At 32.6% G+C, this 14,138-nt stretch carries 5 protein-coding genes; all 5 read left to right on the top strand.

All coding sequences use genetic code 11. From position 1 onward, the window contains the following. The first annotated feature begins 174 nt into the window (after positions 1–174). The 5 genes from ACM55K_RS06350 to ACM55K_RS06330 all read left to right on the top strand — a co-directional run bounded on the left by ACM55K_RS06350 (position 175) and on the right by ACM55K_RS06330 (position 14,126). Positions 175–2,181, top strand: a complete 2,007-nt coding sequence (locus ACM55K_RS06350) for a glycosyl hydrolase family 95 catalytic domain-containing protein (protein ID WP_416849396.1) — start codon at positions 175–177, stop codon at positions 2,179–2,181. Between the two features lie 569 nt (positions 2,182–2,750). Further along, positions 2,751–5,744 carry a SusC/RagA family TonB-linked outer membrane protein gene (locus ACM55K_RS06345; RefSeq protein WP_416849395.1) on the top strand — a complete coding sequence of 998 codons (2,994 nt, stop codon included), beginning with the start codon at positions 2,751–2,753 and terminating at the stop codon, positions 5,742–5,744. Positions 5,745–5,754: 10 nt separating this feature from the next. After that, positions 5,755–7,269, top strand: a complete 1,515-nt coding sequence (locus ACM55K_RS06340) for a RagB/SusD family nutrient uptake outer membrane protein (RefSeq protein WP_416849394.1) — start codon at positions 5,755–5,757, stop codon at positions 7,267–7,269. Positions 7,270–7,555: 286 nt separating this feature from the next. Then, the gene (locus tag ACM55K_RS06335; protein WP_416849393.1) at positions 7,556–10,873 is read left to right on the top strand and encodes a VCBS repeat-containing protein; all 3,318 of its coding nucleotides are present in this window, start codon (positions 7,556–7,558) and stop codon (positions 10,871–10,873) included. Then, positions 10,866–14,126, top strand: coding sequence for a VCBS repeat-containing protein (locus ACM55K_RS06330; RefSeq protein ID WP_416849392.1), 3,261 nt, complete (start codon positions 10,866–10,868; stop codon positions 14,124–14,126). The genes ACM55K_RS06335 and ACM55K_RS06330 overlap by 8 nt, the downstream gene beginning before the upstream one ends. Positions 14,127–14,138: the final 12 nt, after the last annotated feature.

The raw sequence follows: 14,138 nt of genomic DNA, 5'->3' as shown, positions 1-14,138 counted from the left end.
ATTATCTCTATAAAAATAGAATTCTTTTTTTAAATTATTCAATCTGTTGTAATCAAAAACGTTTTCGATAAGTCGAAAACGTTTTCGATTTGTAATCAACGTACTATATGAGATAATTTAATTTTTTAACAAATTAATTATATAAGTTTGAAAATATTATTAAAAATTACAATTATGATTTCAAATTTTAAAAGCCTGATATTCCTGTTTTTCGTGAGTCCAATTGTTTTTGGTCAAGCAAAATCAGATGAGTGGCATTTATATGCAAACTCCAGAGAAAATTACTATGGAGTTGCTATGGCAAATGGTCAAATAGGAATTGTTACAGACGATACTCCTTTAAAAACAAAAGAGATAATTCTCAATGGTGTTTACGATGGTAGCCCTGAAAATGGTATCAGTAGAATTGTAAGAGGGATTGAATTTTTAAACTTACACCTTTCTATAAACAATCAAGAAATAAAATCTGATAATATCGATAATTGGAGTCAAGTGGTTTCTATGAAAGAAGGAACCAGCACCACTTCGTTTACGTTTAAAGATTTTGCAAGTATTAATTATACAATTTTAGCCAATAGAGCGGTTCCGTATTCCGCTATGGCAATTGTCGAAATTACTCCTACTAAAGATATCGAAATATTGGCTAATAATTATATGATTGTCCCTGATGAATTGAAAGATGCCAAAAGTCAGTTTCGGGTATTAAAAGACAATCAGTATTTAATGCCGGTTTTTGGAACAACGGCAAAAACATTAACGGGTAAATATACCGTTTCAGCATCCACTACATTTCTTTTTGACGGGCAAAGCGAAACATTGAAGCAAACTGGAAATGAAGTTGGTTTTTCTAAGAAATTAGTAAAAGGGAAAAAATATCGATTTGCTATTGCCGGTGGAATTTGTACTTCAAAAGATATTACGGATCCATTGAACGAATCCGAAAGACAGCCAATATATGCATTGCAACAAGGAATTGATAATTTATTGAATCGTCATAAAGATGCTTGGGCTGAATTATGGAATACAGGAGATATTCAAATTGAAGGCGATTTAGATGCACAACAACGCGTTAGATTTGCGTTGTATAATTTGTATTCCTATATACGTCCAGAAACAAGACAAAGTGTTGCGCCTATGGGATTGTCTTCTCAGGGATATAATGGACATATTTTTTGGGATAGCGAGCTTTGGATGTATCCTACACTTTTAGCCTTACAGCCAGATATGGCAAAATCATGTTTGGATTACCGTTCAGACCGTTTGCAAAAAGCGAAACAAAAAGCTACAATATATGGCTATAAAGGTGCGATGTATCCATGGGAATCTGATGATACAGGAGAAGAGGCAACACCAACCTGGGCTTTGACAGGAATCTTTGAGCAACATATTACGGCTGATGTTTCGATTGCGTTTTGGAATTATTACGCTTACACACAAGATAAGTCTTGGTTAAGAAAAGAATGGAACGTGTTAAAAGAAACTGCTGATTTCTGGGTAAGTCGTGTAGTTAAGAATCAGGATGGAAGTTATTCTATTTTGAATGTTGTTGGTGCGGATGAATATGCACAGCATGTTGATGATAATGCATTCACAAATGCCTCAGCTATTGAATCATTAAAAAATACAATTAAGGCAGCCACAATTTTAAATGAACCTATTGATTCGAAATGGGTATCGGTATCTGAAAAATTAGTAATTCATACAGAAAATGGAATCACCCAGAATTACAAAGGATATAAAGGACAGATTATAAAACAAGCTGATGTAAATTTATTAGCGTATCCATTACATATTATTACTGATAAAGCACAAATTGAAAAAGATTTGGAATATTACGCTGAAAAAATTGATAAAAAAGATGGACCTGCTATGGCTTCAGGAGTTTTATCCGTTTTGTATGCTCGATTGGGAGATAAAGAAAAAGCATATAGTTATTTTGTGAAATCATATTTACCAAATAGTCGACCTCCTTTTGGGGTATTCTCAGAATCAGCAAATAGCAATAATCCTTATTTTGCAACCGGAGCCGGTGCGATGCTTCAAGCAGTAATTTATGGTTTTGGAGGAGTGGAGCAAACAGACCACGGATTGCAATATAATAAAGGGCTGTTGCCAAAAAAATGGAAGTCTTTAAAAATAATCGGTTTGGGAATGGATAACAAAACTATTACAATAAAATAAATAGCATAAACAATTTTTTCAGCCACGAATACACTTTTTAATCTTTTCTAAAGGATTTCAATAGTAGTGTATTCGTGGTTTTTTGTTTTTAGATATCCTTTTTTTATTTTCGAAAGAATAAAAACTTAAAAAATGAGAATTTATTAGGCTGAAGTTTCCCGTTTGGAAAAAGTGATATTTATTTTGATTATAATCAAAATTATAGTTTTACAGGTAATGAACGAAAAAGTTCATTGTGTCATTTTTACATTAAAATAATGATAAAAATGATTTATTCGCAATGCTTTTTTGATAAATCAGCGTTGTGTTGATGATAGCGTAAATGATTTTAGGTGTAAATGGATTATATGTTGAATATCTGTTTTTTTTAAGTGTTTTTTTTGTGTTTAATATAATTTTAGTATTAATATTTTGAAGTATTAATTTTTAAAATCGAAAACGTTTTCGGCTTAACGAAAACGTTATAGTTTGTAATTTTCTTAATATTATCATAAAATTAGTATTATGTTTACGACATATTTTAAAACAAACCATTAAAAACAAATTATTAACCAACTTATTTATTACGTATGAAAAATAGTCTACTAAAAGGCTTGATGGTGTTTCTAACGATGCTATGTACTAGTTTGACCTATTCGCAAGATGTGTCCGGTACGGTATCTGATGCTAGCGGTCCGCTTCCAGGGGCTTCTATATTAGTTAAAGGAACAACAAATGGAGCACAAACAGATCTCGATGGAAAATTTACTATCAAAAATGTTGGCTCAAACGCAGTTTTGGTTTTCAGTTACATTGGTCTTAAAACTCAAGAAGTAAGTGTAGCAGGAAAAAGCTCAGTGACTGTAATGTTAAAAGAAGACTCAGCTGAATTAAAAGAAGTTGTAGTTATTGGCTACGGTTCTGTTAAAAAGAAAGATGCAACTGGTGCAGTTGATCAAATTGGAGCGAAAGATTTCGATAATGTATCTTCTCCTTCTCCTGCTCAATTATTGAGAGGTAAAGTAGCGGGTGTGCAAGTAACTCAATCAAGTGGAGAGCCAGGAGGTGGGGTTGCAATTAGAGTAAGGGGGAATTCTTCTATTCGTTCTGGTAACGGTCCATTAATCGTTATTGATGGTGTGCCTTTGGATGGTGGAAACGTTTCTGCCGGTGGTGGACTTACATCTAACAGTGGTGCTCAAGATTTAGGGACTTCTTCAGCTAGAAATCCGTTAAACTTTGTGAATCAAAATGATATAGAAAGTATAAGTGTATTGAAAGATGCTTCTTCTACTGCTATCTACGGTTCTCGTGGTGCCAATGGAGTAATTGTAATTACTACTAAAAAAGGAAAATCTAAAGAACCTCAATTAACTTACAGTACATCAGTACAATTCAGTAAAATGTCTGGTAAATTTGGAGTAATGAGTGCAGATGAATTTGTAGCTGCTGGTGGAGTTGATAAAGGTTCAAGAACCTATGATTGGAAAGATGCCGTTATGCGCAATGGTTTTACTATGAATCATGATTTGTCTTTTAGCAAAACAACTGAAAATTCTAATACTAGAATATCTTTTGGTGCAGCTAATACAAATGGTATCGTAAAGAATTCAGGATTAGATAAATACTCTGCTTCATTTTACAATTCAAATGATTTTTTTGGTGGTGCTTTAAAAGTAGAATCAAGATTGATTTATGCATCGTTAAAAGATGAAACTACATTGTTATCTAATAATGCAGGTTTTATTGGAAATTTAATTGGTACAGCATTGTATTGGAATCCAACATTACCTATTTATAATGCTAATGGTTCTTATAATGTAGTAAGTAATACGTATTTGAATCCAGTACAGTTGTTAGACGCTTACAAAGATTTTACTAATACAAATAAAGTTTTGGGAAGTATTAATACTACCTGGAAGATTAATAGCCACTTGAAATACCAATTCCTATTTGGTATAGAAAGTTCTAATTCTACCCGAAAAGTCCAATTGTTGCCAACTATTGATATCTTGAATACTGCCCAGGCAGCTGTTCCTGGTTCAACGGATGTAAAACATGGTCAAGCAGCTATTGCTGTTCAAAACAAGTTTAATAAAACGTTTGAACATACTTTGAATTATAATAATGATTTAAGTGATAATTTTAATTTAGATGCGTTAGTAGGATATTCTTATTATGATTATACTGCAGATGGAAGTAATTCATCAGGAATTGGTTATGACATGGCTCAGACTAACTTGATTGATAATATTGAAGGTGGTCTTCAAAATGAGTTTAGAGTTTCTTCTTTTAGAAATAGAGTGGAATTACAATCTTATTTTGGTAGGATTAACGCTACTTTATATAAAAAATTAATTCTTACCGCTACCTTGCGTTCTGATGGATCTACTAAATTGGGAGTAAATAACAAATACGATTACTTTCCGTCAGCAGGTATCGCTTATAAAGTGGTAGATAGTAAAGAGGGTATCGTAAACAACTTCAAAATTAGAGGAAATTATGGTATTACAGGAAATCAGGAATTTGCACCAAACTCTGCAATTTCAAGAGGTTCTTATGGAATCAATGGTACTTTAGGTGTAGATACGAATTCTAATGCAGATTTGAAATGGGAAACTACTAAATCATATGGTGTAGGAACTGATTTTGAATTGTTTAATAATAAATTGACAGGTTCATTGGATTATTTCCAAAGAGATACCAAAGATTTAATTTTCCCTGTACCTGCGGCTGCTACGCAACCAGGTCCACCGTCTCCACGTTTCAAAAATTTACCTGGAAACTTAATCAATAAAGGTGTTGAGGTTTCTTTAAGTTACAAAGTTATTGATAAAGAAGATTTAACTTGGGATATCTCAGGTAATGCATCTTTCTTAAGTAATGAGGTTAAAAACTTTGCGGGTTTCATCTCTACAGGCGGATTGAATGGACAAGGATTGTCAGATGCTTATGCGCAAGTAATTACGAATAATAAACCAGCATATACATACTACATGTATGAGTGGAGAGGGTATGATGCAAGTGGAAATTCTATCTATGCTGATGCGGCTGGTAATGATACTGGTTTAGGAACAGCAGCTAAAAAATTATTGGACAAACAACCTTTACCGAAAATAAATGTTGGTTTCTCTACTAATCTTGCTTACAAAGGATTTGATGCCAGTGCTTCTTTCTATGGTGCATTTGGTCACTATATCTACAATAATACTACTAATGCTTATTTCTTCAAAGGAGCTTTCCTTGGAGGAAGAAACGTTACTCAAGAAGCAGCTACTTCAGCTCAGGCTCAGGGAGATCCAAACTCGCCATCTACTAAATACTTAGAAAAAGGTGATTTCTTAAGAATGGGTAATTTAACTTTTGGTTATACAATTAAGGGGGATGCTTTAGAGAAATATAAAATTAAAACAGCTCGTTTTTATGTAAATGGTTCTAATTTATTTATAATTACTGGTTATTCAGGTTCAGATCCTGAGGTGGATACTGATAAATCTTTGAATGGTGTGCCTTCAGCAGGTATGGAATATCTATCTTACCCAAGAGAAAAAAGTGTGTCTGTTGGACTTAACGTAACATTTTAATTAAAAAACAATGAAAAGAAATAATATTATAAAAAGCATCTTATTTGTCAGTACAATTGTACTAGGGGTAAGTTGTACCAATCTAGAGGAAGAAGTATTGGATGGTGTAGTTATTAATAATACTGCAGGCGGTACTGTTAATACAGCATCCTTATTGATTAGTGCCTACAATGGATTAAGAGGTTTTCAAGATCAGGACAAAATGTTCGCTTTAGACGAAATGTCAACTGATGCTTTAGTAGGGCCTACTCGTGGGGGTGACTGGGATGATAATGCAAAATGGAGACAGTTGCATACCCACACTTGGGCGCCAGATAACAATGAGATTAGAAATGCATGGAATTCATTACTGTCTCAAGTATACAACTGTAATTTAGTTGTGGAAAACGGTACTGCTTCAGAGGTAGTTCAAGCTCGTTTTCTAAGAGCATTTTATTATTACAATGTAGTTGATTTATACGGACAGGCACCTTACAGAGAGGCGGGGTCTTCATTAGAAGCAGATCCTAAAGTATGGACCAGACAAGAAGCAACGGCTTTTGTAATTAGTGAATTAGAGGCTGTTGTTGGAAGTTTGCCTGCACGTGTTGCTGGCGATGCCAGTATCGCAAATAAAGACGCAGCTCACTTTTTATTAGCTAAATTGTACTTAAACAAAGGGGTTTTCAATGCTGCTGATGCTGCAGGACCTTATGTTTTTGATGCAGCTGATATGACCAAAGTGGTATCTCATGTAGATGCAATCAGCAGCTCTTTAGCCGCGGATTATTGGGATAATTTTAAACCAGATAACAACACTTCTCCTGAGATATTATTCTCTTCAAAAAATTTAAGAGGTGGTGCTGGTGGAGGTGTTCAGTCAAGATGGAGAATGGGTATGCACTACAATCAAACTCCTGATGGATGGAATGGTTTTGCTACTGTAGCTGAATATTATAACAAATTTAGTCCGAACGACAGACGTATTAAAAATTCAGATCCAGCGATTATTGCTGCTTTTGGTAACAATGTTGGTTTTCAAGTTGGTCAAATGTACAAACCAGGTGGGTTAATACCATTGAAAGATAGAAATGGGAATCCATTAATTTATACTGCAGCTTTGACATTGATTACCGGAGGCGCTACACTTGAAACGGCTGGTATTAGAAGCCAAAAATATATTCCAGATGCTGCTAATTTAGGTACTCCGGAGAATGACTATGAATTAATGCGTTATTCTGATGCTTTGCTAATGAAAGCGGAAGCTGTATTAAGAGGTGGTGCAGGAAGTGTTGGAACGATCATGACTGCTATTGCTGCACGATCAGGTCAAGCGGCTTCGCCTGCTACACTTGATGGTGTATATCTTGAAAGATCTAAAGAATTATGGTATGAGGGATGGAGAAGAAATGATATGATTCGTTTTGGTAAATTCTTAGCAGCAAGAGAGCTGAAACCATACGTTTCTGATAAAAGATATGCTTTATTCCCTATACCTGCAGACGCTTTGTTTAATGCGAATTTAAAACAAAATCCTGGTTACTAAGGGTTTGATTATAATTTATTATGTTTTGAGTTAGTTATAAAGAGGGTATTGATTTACCCTCTTTATTTTTTTATACTATACTGTTTCTTCAAGTGCCTTTGAAATAGACTCCATTTTGTCTACTTTTTTTTACAAAAAGTAAAGATTGGTTTTCATGGGTTTAGTACTCAAAAATGAAATTTTTTTATTTAGAAATGACCTATTTATTTTTAGTATTTATTTTTTTTTATAATGAATAATATATAAATTGGTCAATTATAATTACCTAATTAAATAGTTTTTAAATATGTTTAATCGTATTGTTTTATTGTTACTTTTTATTTTCCTTTTCTCCAATTGCTCCAAAAAAAATTCAGAAAATGCGAATGCTTTATTTTCCAAATTAGACTCTACAAATACCGGAATTAATTTTGTAAATGAAGTTAAGAATGGTGTGGATATGAATATATTCAAATACAGAAATTTTTATAATGGTGGAGGTGTTGCAATAGGAGATGTCAATAATGATGGGCTTTCGGATGTGTATTTTACATCTAATCTAGGAGCTAATAAACTCTATCTAAATAAAGGGAATTTTAAATTTCAGGATATTTCCAAAAAAGCAGGTATTGAAGGTACGAAATCATGGTCGACAGGTGTTGTAATGGTCGACATCAATGCCGATGGTTTTCTCGATATTTATGTTTGTAATGCTGGAAATTCAAAAGGGAATAATCAAAAAAACGAGCTTTTTATAAATAATGGTAATGGGACCTTTACTGAAAAAGCAGATGAATATAATCTTGCTGATACTGGTATAACAACTCATGCTACTTTTTTTGATTATGATAAAGATGGCGATTTAGATTGCTACATATTAAATAATAGCTTTATTCCTGTAAGCAGTCTTAATTATTCGAATAAAAGAGATTTGAGAGATAAAGATTGGGATGTAGCAGATATTCTTAAAGGAGGTGGAGATAAATTATTGCGGAACGACAACGGAAAATTTATTGATGTAAGCGAAGCATCTGGAATATATGGTAGCCTTATAGGTTTTGGCTTGGGAGTCACAGTAGGTGATGTAAATGGAGATTTATACCCGGACATTTATATTTCTAATGATTTTTACGAGAAAGATTATTTATACATTAATAATAAAAACGGAACTTTCACAGAACAAATTCAAGGATGGGCATCTCACATAAGTCAATCTTCTATGGGGGCTGATATGGCCGATATAAATAATGATGGTAAAGCCGATATATTTGTAACAGACATGCTGCCTGAAAACGATGAGCGCTTAAAAACTACCACAAATTTTGAAAACTATGATCTATATCTTAGAAAAATAAATTTAGATTTTTTCAATCAATACATGCAAAATACTTTGCAGCTTAATAATGGAAACAATCAATTTCTTGAAATAGCAAATTATGCGGGTGTCTCTAAAACGGATTGGAGTTGGGGTGCTTTGATGTTTGATATGGATAATGACGGTTACAAAGATATTTATGTATGTAATGGGATTTATAACGATTTGACCAATCAGGACTTTGTTGATTTTTTTGCTAATGAATTTATGCAAAAAATGATAGTTACTGGCAAGAAAGAAGAAATTGAAACAATTATCAATAAAATGCCAAGTACGCCAATACCAAATTATGCTTTCAAAAACAATAAAAATCTAACATTTACTAATGAAGCCAAAAATTGGGGATTGGATACGCCCAGTTTTTCCAATGGCGCTGCTTATGGGGATTTAGACAATGATGGCGATTTAGATTTGATTGTCAATAATGTCAATATGCAAGCCTTTGTTTATAAAAATAATTCTGAAAAGAACAAAGGAAACCATTTTGTAAAAGTTAAACTAAAAGGGGATAATCAAAATAGATTTGGAGTAGGAAGCGTGGTTCAATTATTTTCAGGAAAAGAAATTTTAAGACAAGAGTTAATACCATCAAGAGGTTTTCAATCCTCTGTTGATTATGTTATGACTTTTGGAATTGGAAGTAAAAAAATTGATTCTTTACAAGTGATTTGGCCAAACAGTAAATTTCAAACGATTAAAAAAATAAAAAATAATTGTACACTCAGCTTGAATATTACAAAAGCAAAATTAAATTATATTCCAAAAGTTGATAAACCAAAACCATTGTTTTCGGAAAAGCAAAGTCAGTTTTTGACACATAAAGAAAATGATTATATCGATTTTGATTATGAAGGTTTAATTTCAAAAGAACTTTCACAAGAAGGACCTTCACTTGCTGTTGCAGATGTTAATGGTGATGGTAACGAGGATCTTTTTATTGGCGGAGCCAAAGGACAAGCCGGAAAAATATATTTGAATAATGGAAAAGACAATTACACGATTACGGACCAAAAAGATTTAGATAATGACACCAGTTATGAAGATACCGCAGCCAGTTTTTTTGATGCTGATGGTGATGGAGATCAGGATTTACTAGTTGGTTCTGGTGGAAACGAAAAAACGGATCAAACGAATTATAAAAATAGATTGTATTTGAATAATGGAAAAGGGATTTATACCAAAAGTAAAACGAATATTCCATCGACTAATAATAATGTTTCCGTAATAGCTACAAATGATTTTGATAATGATGGTGATATTGATGTTTTTATTGGTAGTCGAAGCGTTCCAGGGGTTTATGGAATTGACCCAAAACAATTATTATTGGAAAATGATGGGAAAGGAAATTTCACTAATGTAACCGATAAGAAAGCTTTCAAATTGAATGAAGTAGGTATGATTACGGATGCTGTTTGGGAAGATATTGATAATGACGGAAAAAAAGATTTAATTATTGTAGGCGATTGGATGGCGCCGCGAATATTCAAAAATACTGGAAGACGTTTGACAGATTATAAATCAAGTCTTATGGAATTAAAAGGTTTTTGGAATGCAATCAGCTGTGTAGATTTGAATAATGATGGTAAAAAAGATCTAATACTTGGAAATAAAGGAACTAATACTCCTTATAAAGCATCAAGCACTAATCCGATGCGATTATTTATAAATGATTTCGACAATAATGGAACAATTGAACAAATTGCTACCCGTTTTATAGATAATAAAGATGTACCAATTCATTTAAAACTAGAATTAGCCAAGCAAATTCCTTCAATCAAAAAGAAGAATTTAAGTTATGCTGATTATTCAAAGAAATCATTTCAGGAACTATTTGCTCAAGATATAGTTGATAATTCTATCCAAAAAACAGCAATGATTCAAGAAAGCGTAATCGCTATTAATAAAGGAAATGGAAAATTTGAAGTTAAAGCGTTACCAAAAGAAGTTCAATTTTCTTGTGTAAATGCTATTTGTACTTTGGATGTGAATAAAGATGGAGTTTTAGATTTGATTTTGGGTGGAAATCAATACGAGTTCAAGCCTCAATTTACCAGATTAGATGCTAATTATGGGAGTGTACTTTTAGGAAGTAAAAATGGAACTTTTACTTTTTTGCCTTATAATAAATCAGGTTTCTTCATGAAAGGTGAAACAAAACATATTAAAACAATAAAAAATAAGAATAACACTATTGCTGTTATAGCTGTTATTAATGATAATGCCCCTAAAATATTTAAACGCAATGAATAATTTTTTTAGAATAGTATTAGTTTCATTGCTGATTGTCAGTTGTTCAAAAAAGCAAGATCAGTTGTTTGAAAAACTATCGTCAGAGAAAAGCAATATTACATTCAATAACCAATTATTAGAATCCAAAAACATCTCTATTTTAGATTATCTCTATTATTATAATGGTGGCGGAGTTGCATTGGGAGATATCAATAATGATGGTTTGGTAGATATTTATTTTACTTCAAATCAAGGTAAGAATAAATTGTATTTGAATAAAGGCGGTAATAAGTTTGAGGATATTACAACGAAAGCTGGTGTAGAAGGGCAAAGTGATTGGAATGCTGGGGTTATAATGGCAGATGTAAATGGAGATGGATATTTAGATATTTATGTTTGTTCAGTTGTTGGCATTAATGGCTTTGAAGGTCAAAACGAATTATTTATCAATAACAAGAACAACACATTTACCGAAAGTGCTGCTGAATACGGATTAGATTTAGATAATTACAGCTCATCTGCTGCATTTTTTGATTATGATAATGATGGCGATTTAGATATGTATTTATTAAATCATGCTGTTCATTCTGAATTATCATTTGGTAATGCTGAAATTAGAAATAAGAGAAGTTACGAATGCGGAGATAAACTATTTAGGAATGATAATAACAAATTTGTTGATGTAAGCGAGCAAGCAGGAATTTTTGGCGGAGCCAATGGGTACGGTTTAGGAATAGCGGTTTCTGATTTTAATCTTGACGGCTATCCTGATATTTATATTTGTAATGACTTTCATGAAGATGATTATTATTACTTAAATAACGGTGACGGTACTTTTACGGAAAGTTTGAAAAAACATTTTGGGCATACCAGTAGATTCTCAATGGGAGTCGATGTTGCGGATGTAAATCACGATGGATTTCCTGATATTATGACATTGGACATGCTTCCAGAGGACGAAAAAGTTTTGAAATCTTCATTAGGGGATGACAATGTTCAAATGCTGAAAATGAGAACGGAGAAATTAGGGTATCATTACCAGTATACCAGAAACATGTTGCAACTGAATCAAGCAGGAGAACATTTTACAGAAACTGCTTTACTAAGTGGTGTTGCAGCTACTGATTGGAGTTGGAGCGCATTATTTGCTGATTATGATGAGGATGGGGAACAAGATATATTTGTATGTAATGGAATTCCGAAACGTCCAAATGATTTGGATTATGTGAAATACTTTTCAAACGATCAGATAAAAAGCAAAATCAGTGCTACTAAATTGTTGGACAAAGAAGCTTTAAGGAAAATGCCAAAAGGCAATGTGACCAATTACGTTTTTCAAGGTTCGAAAGATTTAATGTTTAAAAACAGATCTAAAGATTGGATTGAAAATGATTCCATAATTTCAAATGGTAGTGGTTATGCTGATATTGATAATGATGGGGATTTAGACGTAATTACTAATAATTTAAATAGCGTAGCTTCCGTTTATGTAAACAGTACGAATAAAAGTTCTAACTATTTAAAATTGAGATTGCAGTTTGGCGGGAAAAATACTTTTGGTATTGGGACCAAAGTAATTTCTTATTCTAAAGGAAAAAAACAATTCAAGGAACTGCAAACTACGAGAGGATTTCAATCTTCTTCGGAGCCTATTATTCATTTTGGTTATGGGAATACAAGAACTATAGATTCGTTAACGGTTATTTGGCCAGACAAAACATATCAAACATTGAAGAATGTTAAAACGTGTCAAACACTGACTATAAAACCGAATAGCAACCGAAAAGCATTTGATTATAGTAAATTACATCCTGCTGTCATGCCTATTTTCAAAAAAGTACCGACTAATTTAGGAATCGACTTTACGCATCAGGAAAATGATTATATCGATTTTGTTTTCCAAAAATTAATTCCTTACCAACGTTCTGATCGTGGACCAGCAACGGCAGTAGGTGATTTAAATGGAGACGGTAAAGATGATATTTTCTTTGGCGGAGCCAAAAATAAAAAAGCAGCCATTTATCTTCAGAACTCAAACGGTTTTGTTAAAAAGTCTTATAATCAAATTGAAAAGGATTCTATTTTTGAAGATGCTTCAGCTGTAATAGGCGATTTTAATAATGATAAAGTCAATGATTTGTTCGTGGCTTCCGGTGGAGGTGAAAATGCATCTAATTTACAAGACCGATTATATTTAGCTAATAAGGGGCAATTGGTAAAAACGATTTTGCCTGATTTAGCCCAAAACGCTTCAGTTGTAAAAATGTTCGATTATGATAAAGATGGTGATTTAGATGTTTTTATTGGTAATAATTCGGTAAACAATAGATTTGGTAGCATGCCGGATTGTTATTTATTGAACAATAATAAAGGTGTGTTTACCATTGTTGAAAGTAAAACCTTTTCAAAAATTGGAATGGTTACGGATGTTATTTTTACGGATTTTAATAAAGATAGTAAAATGGATATTATCGCAATTGGTGAATGGATGAAACCGACTTTTTTTGCCAATACGAAAGGAAAATTCAAAGATGTTACCGAAACTATTTTTCCTGAAAAAAGTAATGGATTATGGCAGTCTATAATACCTTTTGACATTGATAATGATGGTGATAAGGATTATTTGGTTGGAAACTGGGGAATGAATTCTAAATTCAAAGCTTCCCAGGAGTTTCCTATGAAAATGTATTACGATGATTTTGACGGAAATGGTTCTTTTGAAACTATTGTGGCTAAAGAGAAAAACGGGAAGTATTACACCACAATGGGGCTGGACGAGTTAGCCGAACAGTTTAGTGGAATGCTTAAAAAGAAATTCAATAGTTATAAATCATTTGCGGGAAAAATATTAGAAGAGGTTTTTGATCCAAAAATGCTCGGAAAAGCAAAATTATATGAAGTGCACAATTTGAAATCGGGGTATTTAAGAAATGACAAAGGGAAATTTACTTTTGTTGCTTTTTCTAATAAAATGCAAGTAGCACCAATTACCTGTTTTGTAAAATCAAATTTTGATTCGGATACAAAAGAAGAAGTTTTTGCGGCCGGAAATTATTTTGGAGTATCTCCTTATCATAGCCGATTTGATGGATTTTCAGGAGCTTTAATAAAAAATGAAAAAACAATTTATTTAGGAAATCAAATTGGTGTCGATTTAACTCAGAAAGCAGTTAAGCATTTAGATATTATCAATTTAAATAACAAAAAATATTTATTGATTACCATCAATAATAACAAAACTGAGGTTTATGAAATACCAATGATTAAGAATTAATTTAAAAAATAC

It is taken from the genome of Flavobacterium arabinosi (genome assembly GCF_048158725.1).
Taxonomy (GTDB): domain Bacteria; phylum Bacteroidota; class Bacteroidia; order Flavobacteriales; family Flavobacteriaceae; genus Flavobacterium; species Flavobacterium arabinosi.
The sequence above is the reverse complement of the archived record's forward strand: the minus strand, read 5'-3'. Positions and strand labels throughout refer to the sequence as shown.

What these genes read in the sequence shown, in the direction of transcription:
- ACM55K_RS06345 (WP_416849395.1), top strand. Translation starts at nt 2,751, where the DNA reads ATGAAAAATAGTCTACTAAAAGGCTTGATGGTGTTTCTAACGATGCTA.
- ACM55K_RS06330 (WP_416849392.1), top strand. Translation starts at nt 10,866, where the DNA reads ATGAATAATTTTTTTAGAATAGTATTAGTTTCATTGCTGATTGTCAGT.
- ACM55K_RS06335 (WP_416849393.1), top strand. Translation starts at nt 7,556, where the DNA reads ATGTTTAATCGTATTGTTTTATTGTTACTTTTTATTTTCCTTTTCTCC.
- ACM55K_RS06340 (WP_416849394.1), top strand. Translation starts at nt 5,755, where the DNA reads ATGAAAAGAAATAATATTATAAAAAGCATCTTATTTGTCAGTACAATT.
- ACM55K_RS06350 (WP_416849396.1), top strand. Translation starts at nt 175, where the DNA reads ATGATTTCAAATTTTAAAAGCCTGATATTCCTGTTTTTCGTGAGTCCA.